The organism is Paraburkholderia sp. RL17-383-BIF-A (assembly GCF_046028015.1).
Lineage (GTDB): Bacteria > Pseudomonadota > Gammaproteobacteria > Burkholderiales > Burkholderiaceae > Paraburkholderia.
Map to the genome: position 1 here is coordinate 123,553 of NZ_JARESR010000009.1, position 17,249 is coordinate 140,801.

13 protein-coding genes and 1 pseudogene are annotated in these 17,249 nt (G+C 59.2%); 4 read left to right on the forward strand and 10 right to left on the reverse strand.

The window, feature by feature from the left end:
- The first annotated feature begins 83 nt into the window (after window positions 1–83).
- Window positions 84–1,079 (forward strand): AraC family transcriptional regulator, encoded by a 996-nt coding sequence (locus P0D71_RS13285; protein ID WP_408480395.1) that lies wholly within the window; start codon window positions 84–86, stop codon window positions 1,077–1,079.
- 309 nt (window positions 1,080–1,388) lie between these two features.
- Here P0D71_RS13285 and pobA read toward each other — a convergent pair whose 3' ends face one another.
- Window positions 1,389–2,573 carry a 4-hydroxybenzoate 3-monooxygenase gene (pobA, locus tag P0D71_RS13290; protein ID WP_408480397.1) on the reverse strand — a complete coding sequence of 395 codons (1,185 nt, stop codon included), beginning with the start codon at window positions 2,571–2,573 and terminating at the stop codon, window positions 1,389–1,391.
- A 180-nt stretch (window positions 2,574–2,753) separates the two neighbouring features.
- Here pobA and P0D71_RS13295 point away from each other — a divergent pair, with 180 nt between their 5' ends.
- The gene (locus P0D71_RS13295) at window positions 2,754–3,626 is read left to right on the forward strand and encodes a helix-turn-helix domain-containing protein (protein WP_408480399.1); all 873 of its coding nucleotides are present in this window, start codon (window positions 2,754–2,756) and stop codon (window positions 3,624–3,626) included.
- Between the two features lie 117 nt (window positions 3,627–3,743).
- On the opposite strand, the pseudogene P0D71_RS13300 reads toward P0D71_RS13295, so the two are convergent.
- The 9 genes and pseudogenes from P0D71_RS13300 to P0D71_RS13340 all read right to left on the reverse strand — a co-directional run.
- Window positions 3,744–3,932, reverse strand: a pseudogene (locus tag P0D71_RS13300) (IS5/IS1182 family transposase); the annotation flags it as partial.
- 147 nt (window positions 3,933–4,079) lie between these two features.
- Window positions 4,080–4,283: a hypothetical protein gene (locus P0D71_RS13305; RefSeq protein ID WP_408480518.1), complete on the reverse strand. Its 204-nt coding sequence runs from the start codon at window positions 4,281–4,283 to the stop codon at window positions 4,080–4,082.
- A gap of 44 nt (window positions 4,284–4,327) precedes the next feature.
- Window positions 4,328–5,497 carry a GGDEF domain-containing protein gene (locus P0D71_RS13310; protein ID WP_408480401.1) on the reverse strand — a complete coding sequence of 390 codons (1,170 nt, stop codon included), beginning with the start codon at window positions 5,495–5,497 and terminating at the stop codon, window positions 4,328–4,330.
- A 580-nt stretch (window positions 5,498–6,077) separates the two neighbouring features.
- Window positions 6,078–6,731, reverse strand: coding sequence for a hypothetical protein (locus P0D71_RS13315; RefSeq protein ID WP_408480403.1), 654 nt, complete (start codon window positions 6,729–6,731; stop codon window positions 6,078–6,080).
- 5 nt (window positions 6,732–6,736) lie between these two features.
- Window positions 6,737–8,170 carry a cytochrome-c peroxidase gene (locus tag P0D71_RS13320; protein WP_408480510.1) on the reverse strand — a complete coding sequence of 478 codons (1,434 nt, stop codon included), beginning with the start codon at window positions 8,168–8,170 and terminating at the stop codon, window positions 6,737–6,739.
- A gap of 116 nt (window positions 8,171–8,286) precedes the next feature.
- A complete protein-coding gene (locus P0D71_RS13325) occupies window positions 8,287–9,972 on the reverse strand; it encodes a phospholipase C (RefSeq protein ID WP_091803992.1) in 1,686 nt (561 codons plus the stop codon).
- 968 nt (window positions 9,973–10,940) lie between these two features.
- The gene (locus P0D71_RS13330; RefSeq protein WP_408480405.1) at window positions 10,941–11,177 is read right to left on the reverse strand and encodes a hypothetical protein; all 237 of its coding nucleotides are present in this window, start codon (window positions 11,175–11,177) and stop codon (window positions 10,941–10,943) included.
- Window positions 11,178–11,218: 41 nt separating this feature from the next.
- Window positions 11,219–11,980, reverse strand: a complete 762-nt coding sequence (locus tag P0D71_RS13335) for a hypothetical protein (protein ID WP_408480407.1) — start codon at window positions 11,978–11,980, stop codon at window positions 11,219–11,221.
- Between the two features lie 190 nt (window positions 11,981–12,170).
- Window positions 12,171–12,374, reverse strand: a complete 204-nt coding sequence (locus tag P0D71_RS13340) for a cold-shock protein (protein ID WP_025527573.1) — start codon at window positions 12,372–12,374, stop codon at window positions 12,171–12,173.
- 835 nt (window positions 12,375–13,209) lie between these two features.
- On the opposite strand from P0D71_RS13340, the gene P0D71_RS13345 reads away from it, so the two are divergent.
- Together P0D71_RS13345 and P0D71_RS13350 are read left to right on the forward strand one after the other, a co-directional pair.
- Complete coding sequence (locus P0D71_RS13345) at window positions 13,210–14,508, forward strand: ATP-grasp domain-containing protein (protein WP_091804003.1); 1,299 nt, start codon at window positions 13,210–13,212, stop codon at window positions 14,506–14,508.
- Between the two features lie 10 nt (window positions 14,509–14,518).
- Window positions 14,519–17,218, forward strand: a complete 2,700-nt coding sequence (locus P0D71_RS13350) for a CoA-binding protein (RefSeq protein WP_408480409.1) — start codon at window positions 14,519–14,521, stop codon at window positions 17,216–17,218.
- The last annotated feature ends 31 nt before the right edge of the window (window positions 17,219–17,249 follow it).

Consider the following 17,249-nt stretch of genomic DNA (forward strand, 5'->3'; position numbering starts at 1 on the left):
GCAAGATATGGCAATCTATGACCAAAGAGGCCGAGTTTTTCGGCCGATATTGCCATGTGACCCAAACACGAAATAAGGACGGCATGAAACTGCGCACCATCTCAGCGTCGTTTGTCCACGAGGCACTGGAATGCGCACGTAGCTACGGGACGCCCACCGAACCGTTGCTAGCCGCGGCGGGCCTGCCACCTTCGGTGCAGGAGCCCGTGTCAGCCGAACACTACGGTGCCCTCTGGCTAGCCATTGCGCGGGCGATGGACGACGAGTTTTTCGGATTGGGCGAGCGCCCAATGCGGGTCGGCAGCTTCACGCTGCTGTGTCATTGCGTGCTGCACGCCGGCACGCTGCAGCAGGCGCTGCAGCGTGCGTTGCGCTTTCTTCGCGTGGTACTGGACGATCCGTTCGGCAAGCTGGTGACGGCAGATGGTCTTGCGCAAATTGTTCTGACCGATTGCGGTGCGGCACGTTCGGCTTTCGCCTATCGAACCTACTGGATCATTCTGCACGGCATAGCGTGCTGGCTGGTTGGGCGCCGGATCCCGTTACGTCTGGTCGATTTCCGTTGTGCCGAACCGGGTCGTAGCGCTGACTATCGTGTATTTTTCGGCGCACCTGTCCGGTTCGATCAACCGCTGAGTCGCCTCACCTTCGACACGGCTTTTCTTAAACTGCCGACTATCCGGAACGAGCGCGCGTTGAAGCAGTTTCTGCGCGGCGCGCCGGCCAACATCCTCGTGCGTTATCGTTATGACGCGGGTCTTGTCGCCGACGTTCGCGGGCGTCTGCAGCAGCTATCGCCCGCCGCATGGCCAAACTTCGAGGAAATGGCGCGGCAAGTGCGCTTACCGGAATCCACGTTGCGTCACCGCTTGCAGCAGCAGGGGCAAACGTACACCTCGATCAAAGATGAGATCCGCCGGAGTCTCGCGATCGACTGGCTGGTGCATAGCACGCGAAGCGTCAGCGAAGTAGCCAGCGAACTCGGCTTTACCGAGCCAAGCGCGTTCCATCGCGCCTTTAAAAAATGGACGTCCAGAAGTCCGGGTGCGTACAGGCGTGATGCCGGTCGTGCGTCATGACCTCGACTGACAAGGGTCCGTAGGCGCTAGGCCGTCACAGCATCGGCTTGGCCGCGAGCGGGCCGATGTTGCCGAGGCTAAGCACGGCCGTGCCGTTCGTCACGACGCCTACGAGGTTGGCGCGCGAGGTGTACTGCTACGCGAGATGTCCATCACGCAGGGCGTGGATGCCGGCGGCGAGAATCTAAACGTGCAGTAGAAATTCGTCTGCCGAAAAGACGGATGCGGGATCTCGGCATGCCATGCGCCGGACCATGAGATACATCTTCACGGCCGGCGAGTGCGAATCAAGCGAACATCGCTGCTGCTTCATTCAATGGGTTCATATGGCAAACCAACGTAGTTTTCCGCGATCGTCTTGAGCCCTGCGTCGGAAGTCGTGTAGTAGTCGTAGTCGGTACGCTGCATGCGCTTGTCGAAGGCGTCGCGCTCTGAAAACTCGTGCAGGAGGTTGGTCATGAACCACGAGAAACGCTCCGCCTTCCACACGCGGCGCAGCGCGATCGGCGAATACTTTTCCAGTAGATCGGTACGGCCGTCGCGGTAGACACGACTCAAAATCCGATACAACGTGCTCACGTCGCTTGCGGCGAGATTCAAGCCCTTCGCGCCGGTCGGCGGCACGATATGCGCCGCGTCGCCAACGAGAAACAGCTTGCCGTACTGCATCGGCTCAACCACATAGCTGCGCAGCGGCGCGATACTCTTCTCAAGCGACGGGCCGGTGACAACCTTCTCCGCCACGTCCTGCGGCAGGCGCGTTTTCAACTCTTCCCAGAAACGTTCGTCGGACCAGTCTTCGACTTTCTCGGTCAACGGCACTTGCAGGTAGTAACGGCTGCGAGTCGTCGAACGCTGGCTGCACAGCACAAAACCGCGCTCGTGATGCGCGTAAATCAGTTCGTGATTGACAGGCGGGGTATCGGACAGCATGCCGAGCCAGCCAAACGGATAGACGCGCTCGTAATGCGTGAGCACTTCCGCAGGGATCGTCTTGCGCGAAACGCCATGAAAGCCATCGCAGCCCGCGACGTAATCGCAATCCAGACGGTATGTCTCACCGTCCTTTTCGAATGTGACGTAAGGCGCTTCGCCTTTCACGTCGTGCAACTGAACATTAGCCGCTTCGTAGATCGTGGTCGCGCCGCTTGCCTCGCGCGCCGCCATCAAATCGCGCGTCACTTCGGTCTGGCCATACACCAGCACCGACGAGCCGCCAGTGAGCTGCTTCAGGTCGATCCGGTCACGTCGCCCACCGAACACCAGTTCGATGCCGTCGTGAACCAACCCTTCCGCGTCCATACGCTCGCTCACGCCCGCTTCGCGCATCAGGTCGACCATGCCCTGCTCGAGCACACCCGCACGGATTCGGCCGAGCACGTAATCGCCGCTTTGACGCTCAAGAATGACGTTGTCGATGCCCGCCTTGTGCAACAACTGTCCCAAAAGCAGGCCGGACGGCCCGGCGCCGATAATCGCTACTTTGGTCTGCATAACCTATGTCTCCTGTTTCCTCTATACCGTGACTTCTAATTTACTCTTTGAGCCCCAATAACTGGCGCTACGGTTGAATTGCATTTTTCTAGAAATACGCAGCGCTGATAAGGCAATTTTTTCGATTAAAATTGGACTTTTAGAAAGTCCTATGCGGGCCGATACCTCGGTGATGAATTCATGAAGCATCCGGCGCAGCACGACATCCCCGTCTTCAATTTATACGGCGAAGGGCCTGACTGGAGCACGCTCGATTTGCTGCACTGCGAGTCGATACCCGAGCGAAGCAGTTTGCACGACTGGGAAATCCGGCAGCACCGGCACGCGGACCTCGCGCAAATCCTGTACGTTCAGAAAGGTGTGGCACAGCTCGACATTGAGGGCGAGAGGACAACGATAGACACGCCATCGGTCCAGGTCGTCCCGCCGATGTGCGTGCATGGCTTCCATTTCTCTCCGGAAGTCGACGGATACGTGGTTACTATCGCCGCGCCGCTGATGAACTGGCTTCAGCAGCAGATCGATGCGCCGCGCCGCGTGCTTGAGCGCCCCGGCTGTTATTCGGTCGGCAACGACCTGCCTTACATGAACACGCTATGCGACCGGTTGAATCAGGAATACAGCCTTCCCGCGCCCTCAAGGGACCTGATGCTCCGGTCTCTCGTGAGCGCGCTCGTCGTATGGGTCAGTCGTCAGGATCAACAAGGCGAGGAAAGGGGCGAACCTCAGGATCGTGGCCAAGCCTATGTGAGGGCATTCTCCGGCCTGATCGAAAAACATTACCGCGAACATTTTCCAATCAGCCGCTACGCCGAACGCCTGGGCGTGACGCCGGTGCATCTGAATATGGTATGTCAGCGAATAGCCGGCAAAAGCGCGCTCGCCCTCGTCCATCAACGATTGCTGCTAGAGGCCAAGCGCAGTCTCACCTACACAGCACTCAATATCAATCAGGTATCCGATTTTTTGGGCTTTACGGAGCCCGCGTATTTCACCCGGTTCTTCAAGCGATTCACTGGCGTGACGCCAAACGCTTTTCGCAAGCGAAAATGATTTCACTGTTGCCAGCATCCGGCTACTGCACGGCAGGAAATGAACCAACGTCGTCCAAGCGCCTCCGAAAGCGTCCTGACCCTTGTCTGCACCCGACGTAATTTCTACGTTCGCCCCCTGTGGCATGATCCTTGGCCGTCCACCTTCTATGTCCGCTTCGTACATCTGGTCGAACAGTCGATCCCTCTTCGCGAGCGCTTCATTCGCCATCACGCGGATCGAACGTAGTGGATGCGACTTCGGGACTAAGTCGTCCAGCTTGCGCAGTAAAAACAGACTCTCGGTCAACGTATCGCCGCCGCGCATATTCTCGATCGGGCAAGTGATAGGCCATCTACCAAGCCTCGATAGCTCTGCGCGACGACGTGTTTCAGCGATACTTCAGCAACCTCCGGCAAGCAAAGACGCTGATGAAGCCGCGCATCTTTATGGGGCCGCGCCGAAGCCGGGGCTCTATGCCGGGATATGGCACGCGTGATCGTTGACCGCGAGCGCCGGATAGCTGTCCCCGCCGTTGCGATAGCGCAGGTCCGACAGATCGAGCCGTCGCTGGTTCGCGAATGCATTGCGCTCTAGCGCTGCGATCTGCTGGTCGTACAGCAGGCAATCTGCGAGCAAGCAATGGGGAAGAATGAATAGAAATTCAGCGAATCTCATGCAGGTCCGTCAGCTCGCTCATTCGCGCTCCCGCCTCCTGCATCTCAAGCGCGTTGACTGTCGGCCAACCGCGTACCGACAACGCAATTCCGGCCCATGGCTTTTGCGGCGTATAGCGCGGCATCCGCTTTTCCCAACATGTTCGCCAATGTGTCGCCTTCCTGGTACTCATCGACGCCGGCACTGAAGGTGTAGGTGACTTCGCCTGACGCAACAGCCAGACGTGATGCTGCAATACGGACGCGAAGCTGGTCCATCAGGCGAAAGGTGTCGACCTGCCCGGTGGACTGAGACAGGATTGCGAATTCCTCTCCGCCGAGGCGGCCGAAGACGTCCCCGCGGCGCAAGCCGCTTGACACGGTGGAAGCGAAATGCGCAAGTACCTGGTCGCCGCCGGCATGCCCGTGTTCGTCATTGATTGCCTTGAACTTGTCGAGGTCCAGAATTGCAATAGACAGCCGCAAGTTCGAGTTCCTGGCTTGAGCCAGCAATGACTCTGCCCGGGCAAGGAAAGCACGGCGCACAAGCGCACCCGTGAGCCCGTCGACATTTGCCAGGCGTTCCATACCCTCAGCCATCCGGTCGTGAGCAAGCATGACCACGCCAATCGAAAGACACGGCAGCGCTAATATGGCAAGACCGATGAATGCAATGTTTATCGGCGTCGGCGCCAGAAAGGCGGTCTGATGCTCCCATCCCACTACACAGGCGATACTGCGTGATGCGTGGACAGCCGCGCCGAGGAATGCCGCACCCGCCAAAAACTGATAGCAATATTTCGGTCTGCCCGGCGGCCGCAACCTGAACACAATCCAGCCAATGGCGAGACGGGCATACGCAAGAAACGCCGATAGCAAAGCAATTCTGGCATTGACGTTTGGCGACAGGTATCCCCAATAGATAATACCGAGCAGCACCACACCGTACGCGACGTACTCCAACGAGTGGGCAGGCCGAAGACCAAAGAACTGCCGACAGCCTTGCAACATCAAGAGCGCCGCGGCCCCGAGCAATGCACTTGCGACAACTATGGCCAGCTGTGCAGGCGCGGGTGCCTGCAGTGCGAGAAGGACGAGCGCTACGACTACGACGGCGTTTGCGCCAATCCAGCGACGCAACCCTTGTATTCCCACGTGCAGCAGCGAACCAAACACCGCCATGCTCACCAAGCAGGACATGATTGCAACAACCAGGAGGCTGACGAGGCTGAACATACCTATTGGCGCGAAGTCGAAACTCACAGCGATATGGATTAGAGGGCATCAGAGCGCGCGGCCATGTAAAAGCGCTCCACGGGGCTTTTCGCCTTGAGTCGCAGAGCAAGGGCCCCCTCATGCGTTTACGGCAGGCGGCTGGCGTTCTTGAATCCTCCGCGGATTTCCATATCGGCGAACAGACTCCCCACGGGGTGAAACTTCATGGATACGGGCATCTTCCGCAGCACACTAGCCGTCAACGCTCTTTAGCGTATCGCCGCTTCAAAATCGACGAAATGTCACATGGGAAAGAGCGGCGCAGTTGCCGTCACAAAGCTCGGAACGACGTATGTCGCAGCGATAGTATCGAATGCCGCTCAACTTCGGGAAAGTTTTCCTGAGACACCGGCGAAGCAGCGACGACATCCGAAAAATCACCGCCAGCGGCCAGCCATGCCAGCCGTGCGGGCCCAAGTGCAGCTATGCACTGCGTGTCGGGCGGCCGGCGTATCGGCTCTCCCTCGGGGATAACGGCTCGCGAAATTCGCCATGACCCTCAGTTCGCAATTCGCACGGGGTTAGAACCACCCCAAGCTTGTCAGGACGGTGCCTCCTGGCGGTTTCGCCGGTAGCGTTCAATCGTCTCCAACAGAGTTTCGAATAGCATCGCATCGGAGTTGGAAATCGAACCCGTGCGCGTGTGCAGCACCAGACCGGAGCGCTCTACCTCCGCGAGTACGAGGAGTATGAACGGCATGTCACTCATAGCCAGGTCGCTGTAGGACCCAAGATTCAGCACGTCGGCAATTGATACGAGGTTGACGAAGCGCTCGACGGAAAGCGTCTTGACCTGGTCAGCCATGACGGCGAAGTAAGTCCGCCAGTTCGCAATGAAAGTATCGCGATTCCTGCCCTCAACTTCGATATTCCGTATCCCTCGTGCGAAGAGTACAGGGGGCTGAATATTGCTCGTCGTGAGTGGGCACGGTGATAACGAGAAATGCTGTCGATGGAAAAACTGAAGTCCCTGCTCCCCCACATCTTCCACAATCATCATCTCGCGACGACAGAATGGGCATCGCGCCATTTGCCCGTCAGCATCATGTAATTTGAGTTCGTCCAGGTACGGGGCAGCATCAATATATCGTTTCTCCTGATGATGCACTGCAAGTGACAAGTGAATCTTTGGAATTTTCAAAGCTGGGGGCTGCGGCAGCATCGACGCAGCCCTTATGTTCCACAGCGTTGTCATGTCACCTACTGCGCACCGACCCGGTATCCGTCGTTCAGCGTCTTCAGAAAAGCGATGATGTCGTGAATATCGCTGTCAGTCATCGCCGGCTTGTCGCCAGGTTTCCGGTCGAAGGGGGCGTCCTTATCGTCGATGTTCGCATGAAACCGCATCGGCAAGTCATCGTACTGACGAGTCTTCCCATCCGCGCCGCGCGGATAAAACTTCTGCGGAGCGGTATTGCGTTCGTTGTAGAACGCCATGACGTCCTCAAGCGAGGTATACACACCATTGTGGAAAAATACCTTGCGCGTCGACACGTTCCGTAGCGTCGGCGTGAGGAACATCCCGCAATACTGCGTCTGGTCTTTCAGGTCCGTTCGGAAAGGACCGCAGATGCCCATGTCGAAGAAACTCTGGTCTTTGTTGGCCGCAAGATGGACGTTGCGGGGCACACCGAGCGCTTCATACTGGTAGTCGGTAAACATTGGCGGCAGGCCGTCAGCGCCCGGTTTCGAGAGGTGGCAACCCGCACAGTTCGCCTTGTCCGGGTCGTTGAACAGACGCAGTCCATGCAGTTCCGCCTGACTCAGCCTAGCCTTCCCTTCCAGCCAATAGTCGTACTTGCTGGTGTACGGATGAAACGACTGCTCTTCAACCTGATAACGCGCTACTGCAAACATCGCCTCGGACATCGCAAGCGTCGTGTTCTCAAACACATGCGCGCCGAAAAGCTGGGTGAAGTCGTCCTTGTACGGCGTCCGCTCGAGCTTCGCCATGACATCGGCGATGTTCGCGTTCGCCATCTCGACCGGATTAAGCAGTGGGCCTGATGCCTGCGCCTGGAGCGTATCCGCGCGGCCGTCCCAGAACATCCCGCCCTGCGGAACCATCGCTGGCGCCGCCGGAGCAACACCCGCGTTCTTTTGCGCCCGCGCGACGCCTGCAGCCTGACTCGCAATCTTCGCCAGGTCGGGAGCGTTGTCCGCGTCTCCGGCGTCGGGGCCGATGCTGAAATTCGGCTGCCGGTAGAGGTACATGAGCGACTGTGGCGGCCGGTAGCCTTCCTGCGACAATGAGGCACCACCTAACTGGACAGCCAGGTTATTGGCGGGCCCGTATGCATGCTCCGGGCTATGGCAGGAGGCGCATGACTGGCGGCCCGACGCGGAAAGTGTCGGGTCGAAGAATATCTTCTTCCCAAGTTGCGCCGCTGCACTCAATTGAGGTGGCGCAACAGGACGCTGAAGCTCAATGGGATTCGGGTTCGCGCCAGTGAGGTTTTCCACAACCAAGCCGACTGCTGCAGGCACGCGTGACGGATACAGCAGCGCCCAGCCGCAAAAACCGACTGCGGCGACAGCCGCCGCTGCGACAACCCGTTTAAGCGTGCGTCGAATGCGGAACTGCGGCTGTCTCTGAGGACTTGTTTCCGTAGAAGGAGCTGAGGAGGCGGGCATATGAGCAACGACGAGGAAATCTGAAAATGAAAAATGTTGCCAACCCAAAGGGCTGGCAACACCGAAGTACTCTTCCGTTTCGCATCGGTGCCAGGCACCGATGCGAAGGGCGGAGTTCAGATGGCAGGTACGGAGGAGACGACCGAGCCCAGGTTCGGGTCGACGAACACCGTCGGGTTGTTACCCGCGCCGCTGAAGTTGAACAGACCCATGATGCTGCCGGCCGTCGCATCGAACGAACCGCCGCCGATGCGTTGGCTGCCCAGCCAGTTGTCTTCGATGAAGCGAACCACGGATGCCTGGCTAATCGGCGTGTGGTCAACGTAGTTCACCTTTGCCCACGGCGAAATCACGAGGAACGGAATACGCGTGCCCGGGCCGCAGCGTCCATTGACCGCCGCACCATTCACGCCGTTCGGAGCCGTTCCCGTACCGCACTTGCCGGCGCCGTTCAACTGGTCCGCCTGAGCGTCGAACGACGGGCTCGTGGGATTCGCATAGGCATGGTCGTACCAGCCATCCGAATCGTCCCACGCTACGATAACCGCCGTGCTCTTCCAGTCAGGCTGCTGCTGCAGGAAGTTGACTACCTTTGCCGTGAAGGCCTGTTCGTCGAGCGGGTCCGAGTAGCCAGCATGGCCATCCTGGAATGCCGGGGCCTTGATGAAGCTGACCGACGGATAGTTCCCGGCCTTCACCGCGGCGAAGAAATCGTCAGAGTCGTACTGGTGGTTTGCCGGGTCAACTGTCTTGCCGTCGGACTGGAGCGTATAGCCGATGGCTGCTGTCGCGCTAGGACGCAAATGCTGCGGGTTTGACGTCGACGCGTAGTACTGGAACCAGTTGTGGTGCGGGATGTAATCGGCAGTCGCCTGACCGACCGCCGGGGTCACTGTACTGCGTTTGCAGCCGGTCGTACCGTTGCTGTTGGTCGTCGACAGGTTGAAGCCGCCCATGAAGCCGCCCCACGTGATGCTCCTGGCGTTAAGCAGGTCGCCGATGTTCTTGCCAGACATCAGAATCTGGTCGGTCGTGCTGGAGCACAGGTCGTTTGCCGGGTCGACGTCATTGATGAGGGTAATGCCCCCTTGACCGTCGTTGACGTAGTAAGAATGCGAAGCCGTCGTGAGATTGAATGGCTGCTGGCTTGTCTTGACCAGTTGCACGCCGTTGGTCTGGCCGGCGATAACTTCCAGTGCACCCGGCGTCGACGGTCCGAACGTATCCGTGTAAGCGTTGTCGCTCATCGCAAAGTGCTGAGCATAGTTCCACATGGCAGTAACGGTGTTGCCATCGTAGTAACCCATTACCTGTCCAGTTGTACCGAAGGCGCCTGCGCCACCACTCGAACCCTTACCCGTGAACTTCGGGAACAGGTCCGCCGCGCCATTGTTATACGCTTGCTGTTCCGCCGTATAAGCGTGGTTCTGGTCGGCCGTTGCCGCCTGCGTCCGGTCCAGCCGGAACGGATTCGCAGCGCCCGTGCCGTTCAGTGTATTGATGAAGTTGGGGTTATTGGTCAGCAGTGTGCCGCTCAGACCATTCACCGACGGCGTGCCTGCGGCAGCCGTGAACGCGGGTTCACCCGACGGATTAGTCGCATTCGGGTAGGTTGCGAAGTAGTGGTCGAAAGAGACGTTTTCGTTGTAAATCACAACGACGTGCTTGATGGGTGTTGCCGTCGTCAACTGATTTTGTGCGCTCACGGGCGTCAGCCCATTCGAGCCGCTGCCACCGCATGCGTACAGTGAGACCGCCATTGCGATGCCTGATACACCAAACAGGAAAGCTCGGGTAAACATTCGAGTTAACTCCGGATATCGTTTTGCTATTTATTTTTCGTCCGCTGTTTCATCGCGAAATAAGCGGGCGCGCGGGGAACGTCAAAAACCACGCTTATTGAAACATCCAGTCGTTACCGGGAAATGGCGTTTTATTTACCCAACCCTTACGCCTTGGCAGCAGCGAAAGAGTATTGAATGGTTCCTTGCGCACGGCGGAGAACGACGCTCGGGTGGTCAGGTTCATCGCGGAATTGCGCTCAGCTTTCGCAGACAAGACCGTTGACGACGAAGCAGGCGCAGTAAAGCTGGCAACCCGGGTTTTATGCCAAAGAAAACGGCCGCGCTGATGGCGCGGCAAGCCCAGTGACCGAAAATGCCTGGCGCGTCACCGATGACATACCGGACAGGCGATATTGCGGCGGCTGCGATGGTGGATGCGTCGGACAGGGTGTTGGTTGCAAAGAGTGGCTGCAACGAAAGGCATCAGGGAGAACTTGTGAAGAGAATTGGATTGGCAGTTAACGATGATGCTCGCGCTGCCGCGTTTGCGGCCGGAGTCTATGCCGAGGTTTGGAATCCGCCAGAGGCACGTGCGACAGCCCCACACAGGGTCAGTGCTGCACACCAGGTCGCAGTTCATCGTCATGCCGTTTCCCGTGCAGTGAAAGTGCACATGCGGCGGATGCCTACATCTGCACCTGGGCTCGTGGCGAAGCAAAACAATATGCAAAAGACTGTGCGAGCATACGAACCAGACATTGCGGAGATTCCGCGGCAAATAACGCCTGAGGGCAATGTGCTTCGCATTGATTCCCGCGGCATTTCCGCCGAGGTAACACGCTAATCGAGTCGGCGAGCCATAGCTGTTAAACGGAGTGGCGGCACGCAATCCTTCCACAGGAAGACATTTGGGCGCCGGAACGTCATGCGGCAAGCGGCGAAGGTCGCCGGGTAAGTCGGCTCTTCGCGATTTTTTGCGGTGCCAACTAGTCATCGGGACCAAGGATGACGTCGATTGACGCCTGACCAGCGATCTCCGCGACGAAGTAAGCCCAACGGCGCGAAAACGGTCCGCCGCGAACCTTGATACGCAAGCCTAGCGCCGCTACACCGCGGGCGGGCGTCGGTCCCTGTATGCGAAACCACGCGTCAAACATATCTTCGGAAGTCGGCACCAAATCAACATCAATCTCAAACCCGCGATAGTTCACCGTTCTCTGCATACTGATCCTTCACATTCCACAATACGGCTCAGTCTGCTGCTTCACAGGCTCTGCACCGCACCCACGTAGCTCTTCGTCGCGTCTTTCAGTTGCTGTGCCGCGGCCTGCACAGGCGTTGGCAACTCGCTCAGCGCAAGTTGGGTGACAACACCATCCAGCCTCCTGCGAAGCTCTATCACGAGATCCATGACACTGGCGTCGCCGACACGGCGACGATTGCTCTGCCGGGAACCTACCAGCGAGCAATCGACAAGACGGTCAACCTTGCGAAAGTAGGCTTGGGCTGCCAGACGGTGCCTTGCATGGAGCGATGCGATGTTCGACTTTGAAAGGCAATCTCTCACGACATCGACATGCATGCCGAAATGAATCTGCAAAGCGTCCGAGGCATCCGCCCGGTGAAAACATGCCACCTGGTCGAACAGCGTTTCGCCATCTCCGTCGATCAGATCAATCCAGACCTCACCGTCTTCGAGTGCCTGTCCCGAGGGATGAATCACCCGTTCGTCCTCATTGGCGGCGGCGAGCATCCGGTGGCCGTCGACATCATCAACCGTCATTTCGAAAACTTCGACCAGCTCCCCGCTTACCGCGACCTGCATGACCAATAACGCCATCTCTGCTCCTTGTGTTGCGATTGACGGGAATAGCGTTGTGTCGATCAGGCGACCGAATCCCGTGATTCGGTCGAGTGGCGCCCTGACGGCGCGAGCTTGAGCAGCCTTGAGGCGCTTCATTGCGACGTTGTGTGATGAGTATGATTTGCGCAGATGCGACAGGCATGGCGTGCTTTCACGCATCATGCGGTGGGCATCCGTACGACATCTATATCGTACAAGCGAAATAAACTGAAAATGAAGCGAGACGGATCGTGTCGAAAAGACAAATGACGCGCACGTTGAAACGCGGCGATCAGATCGGGAGCGCATGGCTCCGCGAGGATACTAGTCAGGCAGACATGCAAAGGGCCGGTAGACCGGCCCTTGAAATACGTTACTGCGGCGAGATATTTGCGGCCTGCATACCCTTCGGGCCGCGCTTTGTCTCGTAGCTCACCTTCTGATTTTCCGCGAGCGTCTTGAAACCGTCGCCGCGAACTTCCGAGAAGTGAGCGAAGAGATCGTCGCCGCCAGCGTCAGGAGTAATGAAGCCAAAGCCTTTGCTATCGTTGAACCACTTAACAGTACCGGTATCCATGAGAATTCCCTGAGATAAAAACAACAGCTCCATTGCGGAGCGACATAAACTTCAAGGAAGAGGAGAGGATAGCGAGTACCGCGCAGAAGAGGCGGAAAATGATGATCAGCAATCGAGCTTCTTGAATATTTCGAGGCCCACGATACCTCGGCAAGCCGGTACTGTCAACGCATATCGTGAAGCGCGCTCGCTATCGAGCGACGCGTCCACTTGTCGCGAGGTCCGTTCGGTAAGGTTGTGATCAAGATTACTAACGTGTAAGTGCTGCGTCCGTCCGTTGGCCCAAGCCCATCGGCGGGACCTTACCACTTAGCGGCCATCCAAAGTGAAATGCAATGAATGACCGTAACGGGTCGAGGTCGTGTGAAAACGTATCGCTGGCACGACTGCCCAGACAGGGTGCGGAGAGGAACGTGGCGGGGAGGCCACGTTTCATCCGGCTGCATTGATAACACCTGAACATCAATGCTTCAAGAAAATGCACTTATCGCGTAGTTCCTTTTGCGTGAGTATCTGTATTCAAGATTCCAGCGACATTGGAACGAAAGTAAAACGCATTGGAGACACGACTATGCACAACGCACGGCGCAACTTGCGCGGCTAACGCGCTGCAAGACATTCCTGCGACCCGCCTTGTTAGGCCGTGCAGTTCCGCGGTCCAGCCGGTTCAGGCATCCGACAAAAAAGCACGCCATAGCCCCGCCAAGCCGAACTCCAACGGCGTTACGGCAGCGTTTCACACCTATCGCTTACGACTGAAGCGCGTCAGCGTTGAGTCGACAGCGCCGATCGGCCTGTTTCTTTTCTATCGCAATGACCTTCAGGAGCCATTTCCATGCAAATCACCGGTATGTTGTACGGCGCACGCCTGTTGCAATTTGTCGGATTCCCAGCGAGTGAGATCCTCGGCCCGAGCGCCAGCGAGGACGAAATCAAGACGATGATTGATCGTCATCGTCAGGTTTTCATCAAGCCCGTCTTCAAGGGTGGAGTCGGAAAGAAGGGGAAGGCGGGCTTGCTCGGCCGCGCGGCCGATCTCAAGACAGCGTTGGCCGAAAAAGAGCGGTTGTACTTTGCCGAGCATACCGTCGGCCACCTGAAGGCCAAGGCAAATGGCGTGACGTTTGAGGCCGGCGTCCCGGCCCAGCATGAGGTGTACTTTTCGATCACCGATTCCACCCGCTTTCGTGCGCCCATGATGACGCTCTCGCACAAGGGCGGCATCGATATCGAAGAGGTCGACCCGAAGCATGTGGCGATGGTGCCCTTCGACGCGTTGACGGGGCTCAAGGCGTTCGTCGTGGCGAACGCGCTGAGCGAAATCGGTGCGCCGAAGGAGATCATCTCGCCGCTCGTGCAGCAGTTGCCGAAACTCTGGGAGCTCTTTCACGATTTCGGCATGACGACACTGGAGTTGAATCCGATCCGCATGCGCGAGGACAGGAACGGACGACTCACGCCGGTTGCCTGCGACTTCAAGTGCGGCTTCGATCGCGATGATCCGCGATGGACGCGCCTCGGACTGCCGCCACACCTGTTCGCGGCGGATTACTCCGACTTCGAGCAGGAGATCAATCAGTTGCGCACGCACCAGGGCCAGAGCGACGTGTATGTGATCAACGAGAAAGGCACGATTCTCGCGCCCACGTTCGGCGGCGGCGCCAACTCGCTCGTCACCGAAATGCTGGGCGACGCCGCGATCATCTCGTCGGATTTCGGCGGCAATCCGCCTTACGCGAAGATGAAAGAAGTGGCCCGCATCTGCTTCAGGCACTGGCTCAAGCAGTCGAATGTGCTTTTCATCATCGGCGGCAAGTCGAATAACACCGACATCTTCGAGACGCTGCGCGCGATGGCCGATGCTCTTCGCGAACACTTCAGCGAGCATGGGCCGACGCCCCTTTACGTGGTGCTCGGCCGCGGAGGGCCGAACCTCGTGCGAGGGATGGCCGCGCTGAGAGATACATGCGATTCGCTCGGCCTGCCCTACCGGCTGTTCGGATTCGATTCCGACATCAGTGAGGTCATCCAGTACGCACGGCAGGCGGATGCGTGGATGCGCGCCGGTGGCCGAGCCGAGGTCGCAGCACGGATCGGTGCACCCGCGACAGAAACCGAAACGGCTCAAGCCTGAGGAGAGCGACATGTACAAGCAAACCAGCAACCCGTTCAAGTATTTCGTGGGCGTCAACTCGCTCGCGCAGATAGCCACGCGCGACGATCGAGTGTGCGTACTTAACATCCTGGGCGGTGAGTCCTCAGACGTGACGCCCGTCAGTCACGCGTTCTCGGGCGGCAATATTGTCTTCGGCACGGCGCCGGGCAAGGGCGGCCAGGTGCTCGCCACATCTATCGGCCATATCGCGGTGTACAACAACGTCCGCGAGGGGCTGGAAGCGGGACACCGCTTCAACTGCGGCGTAGTTTATCTACCGCCATCGGCGGCTCGCGACGGCGTCGCCGAACTGATCCGCGTCAATCCCGATCTGACGAAGATATTCATCATCACCGAGAAGATCGCCGTGCACGACGCTCGCGAAATTCGCGCGATGGGGCAGCAAGCGGGCATCGACATCTTCGGTGCGAACGGGCTCGGCGTCGCCGACTCGTGGAACCGCGTGAGAATCGGCGGAGCACTCGGCGGTGATAGTCCAGACGATTCATTGCGCAAGGGATCGATCGCCATCTTCTCGAACTCCGGCGGCTTCAGCACGACAATCGCGCAGTACCTGCGCATGAGCGGCTGGGGCACGTCGACGGTCATCTCAAGCGGCAAGGACGTGTACATCCACTACGCCGCACCGGAATTTGCGTTTGCGCTCGCCAATGATGCGCGCAGCAAGGCTGCTGTGCTCTATTGCGAACCTGGTGGCTACTACGAAGCCGATGCGGCCTTCACGAAGCCGGTGGTCGCCTGCGTGGTGGGCCGATGGAAGAGCCGCCTGACGCGAGCGGTCGGCCATGCGGGCGCGATGGCCGGCGGCTCCGACGACGCGCAAGCCAAGGAACGCTGGTTCATGGACCAGTTCGGCGTGGACCGGCTCTTCACACCCGAGGATCCATGCTGCTCGGCCAAAGGCGCGGTCGTCACGAACATCGCGCATATCCCGGCGGCGCTGACCGCCGTGATGCGCGCCAACGCGACGATGCCCGACTTCGCGCCCGAAGGCAGTCTCGCGCTCAAGCCGTGGTTCGGCTCCGACCAAGGTATCCGGCTTCCGTCCGGCCTGGCGATTCCTGTGGTCGGTGCGGTCGCCCCCTATGACGAGCAGGTCTTGCAGGTCAATCGGCAAGTCGGGTCGATTGCGCCGCGTCAGGCGCTCAAGGACGCATCGGGCGCTTCGCAGATGGATGCGAAAACGCAAGTCAGCAGCCTGCATGGCGCCTCGATGCTCGACGCAGCGACGCGTTCGCTCGAAGCGAACGTCAGCCTTGCTCTGCTTCACGAGTTCGGCGGCGAGAACGACGAGAAGCTCATTGATGTCGCGATCGCCTCGTTCGTCAATCTGCACGGAACGCCGGAACTCGCGGCGGCGCACGCCGCTCGCGAGGCCGGAAACGCGCCCAACGCGATCCTGGCCGCCGCGGCGTCGATCATCGGCCCGAATCGCCAGCGAGCGGCTCGGGATGCCGTGAAATGGATGATCGATCGCTTCTCGGCAGCCGGCCTGACGAGCGCGCTCGATGAGAACTTCGACATCGCCAGGATCGACGCGGGCGGCAGCGAGCCGTTTTTCGCAGACTCAAGCGATCCGCGCGCCGAGGCGATGCTCGCGGGACTCGCCGAGCGTGGGGCCCAGTCGGTCCTCGTCCGCTGGCTCGCGTCTCAGCCTGATCACCCGACGGCCGACGCGGTGCTGGCCGCGATCACCACGACGCTCGCGTGGGGACCGCTGATGCGCAAGCGCATCTCGCGCGTTACGGCCGAGAGCCTGCCCTGGTGGACCATGCTGTTCGGCACACTGATCGGCGCATCGGCGGATGCCTCGCGGCACCGTCCAGACGGCTTCTGCGGCTTTACCACGCAAGCTTTGCTGAACGAACGCAGCCTCACCGAAATCTGCTTTGCCGCGCTGCTCAACCTCGAGCCCGGGCCCGACGATCTTTTCGCCTTCAAGACGCTGGTCGGTCTGCTGCTCACCAACGGTCCAGGAGCCATCTCGGCGCAGGGCGCGAAAGGCGCGGTATCGGCCGACGGTCCGGAAAGTCCAGAGCGCGTGCAACTCAACAAGGCGCTGGTCGGCTTTCTCACGCATACCGGCTATACGCATGGCGGCAACGGCTATGAGGGCATCGCGTTCCTGATCGAAGCGTTCCGGGACAGCGGCCTCGCCGATCCGTCCGACCCTGTGCATGGGGTTGACCTGCGCTCGCTGGCCGAGCGCTCGGTCGAGCGGTATGCGCAATACAAGGCCCGGCAGAAGCATGCCGGCAGCCTCGACATCGCGAAGCTGCCGGGCGTGAACCACCCGGTCTTCAAGGACAGGCCGGTCAACCACGATCCTCGCGAAGTGTTCATCGCGGACCTGTGCGAGAAGCGCGGCGAATACAACGTGTTCCATACGTTCTATCGCGAACTTGTGCAGGCGTTGTTCGATGCCGGCGTGTCCCGCAACGTATATTGCGTCAACGTCGATGCGGTGATTGCAGCGCTGCTGCTGAAGATGCTGTGGCAGCCGCTGCGACGTGGTGAATTGACCGAGACCGATCTGGAAACCGCCGCGTTCACGATCTTCCTCTATCCCCGCATGCTCGGATGCGCGGCGGAAATCGACGATCACCTGAACCGGGGACGCAACATGGATACCCGCACGCCCGCCTCCCAGTGCCGGTTTGTGGCCTGAGCGATTCGCCGGCTGATAACCAGAGGACATC